We start from the raw sequence: 1,305 nt of genomic DNA, 5'->3' as shown, positions 1-1,305 counted from the left end.
GTGAACCGCCCCGGGTTCAGTGGAGGCTCGGTTCTTTGGTTTCCAGGGTCGTCGAGGTGCTGATCTGACGGTAGTGGTTGGTCTCGTGCTCGCTCGGTGGGATGTCGCCGAGCTCGGTGTGCAGGCGGCGGTTGTTGAACCAGTCGACCCACTCCAGGGTCGCGATCTCGACGTCGTCCAGTGTCCGCCACGGGCCGCGGCGGCGGATGAGCTCGGTCTTGAACAGGCCGATGGTCGACTCGGCCAGGGCGTTGTCGTAGGCGTCGGCGACGGTCCCGATCGAGGCCCGCATACCGAGCGCGGCGAGGCGCTCGGTCAGCGCCAGGCTGACGTATTGGGACCCGGCGTCGCTGTGGTGGATCAGGCCGGTGAGGTCGCTGACGCCGGCGCGGCCGCGTGACCACACGGCCATCTCCAGGGTGTCGGTGACCAGTGCCGCGCGCATGGTCGTGTCGGCCTTCCAGCCCACGATCATCCGGGAGAACACGTCGATGACGAACGCGACGTAGCTGAACCCCGCCCACGTGCGGACGTAGGTGAAGTCCGCGACCCACAGCTGGTTCGGCGCCGTCGCGGTGAACGCCCGGTTGACCAGGTCGGTGGCCCGGCACCCGTCCTTGCCCGGGATCGTGGTCCGCTTCGCGCGTCCGCGGACGACCCCGTGCAGGTCGGCCGAGCGCATGAGCCGTTCGACGGTGCAGCGCGCGACCGGGTGCCCGGCCCGGTGCAGGTGCTTCCACATCTTCCGCGCCCCGTAGACCGAGTAGTTCGCGGCGTGCTCGGTCACGATCACCTCGCTCAACGCGGCGTCGGACACCGCCCGTCTCGAGGGTGGGCGGGTCTTGGCCGCGTAGTAGGTGCTCGGGGCGACCTGCAGATCCCTGCAGATCGGCTCGACCCCGAACTCGGCGCGGTGGGCGTCGATGAACGCCACTACCTGGTCGACGGGCGGTCGAGCTCCGCCGCGAAGAAAGCCGACGCCGACCGCAAGATCGCATTCGACCGGCGCAGCTCCCGGTTCTCCCGCTCCAGCTCGGCGATCCGCTGGGCATCGCTGGTCGAGGTGCCCGGCCGGTCGCCGGCATCGACCTCGGCCTGGGTCACCCAGTTCCGCAGCGTCTCGGGGTTGATCCCCAGCTGCTCAGCAACCCGCGCCAACGCCCCCGGCCTCGTCGCGGGGTCACGCCGCAGATCGACCGCCATCCGGATCGCCCGCTCCCGGAGCTCCTCCGGGTACTTCCTCGGTGCTGCCATGACTCTCATCCTCCGTGGATTGAGAGCCTCTACGAAACCCGGGGCGGTTCA

Annotated in this window: 1 protein-coding gene and 1 other annotated feature; the gene reads right to left on the bottom strand. The window is 69.6% G+C overall.

Features of this window, described 5'->3' with window-relative positions; genetic code table 11:
- Positions 1 to 16 precede the first annotated feature (16 nt).
- Positions 17 to 1,254 (bottom strand): IS3 family transposase gene (locus OEB99_RS19710; protein ID WP_263579018.1). Its coding sequence is split into 2 segments (ribosomal slippage): positions 17 to 975 and positions 975 to 1,254, totalling 1,239 coding nucleotides; the frame shifts between segments, so codons are not numbered across the junction.
- Positions 863 to 976, bottom strand: a sequence feature (AL1L pseudoknot). (Overlaps the previous gene by 114 nt.)
- Positions 1,255 to 1,305: the final 51 nt, after the last annotated feature.

Source organism: Actinotalea endophytica, assembly GCF_025717005.1.
In the GTDB taxonomy this organism is placed as follows: domain Bacteria; phylum Actinomycetota; class Actinomycetes; order Actinomycetales; family Cellulomonadaceae; genus Actinotalea.
This window is presented reverse-complemented; position numbering and strand designations above follow the sequence as displayed.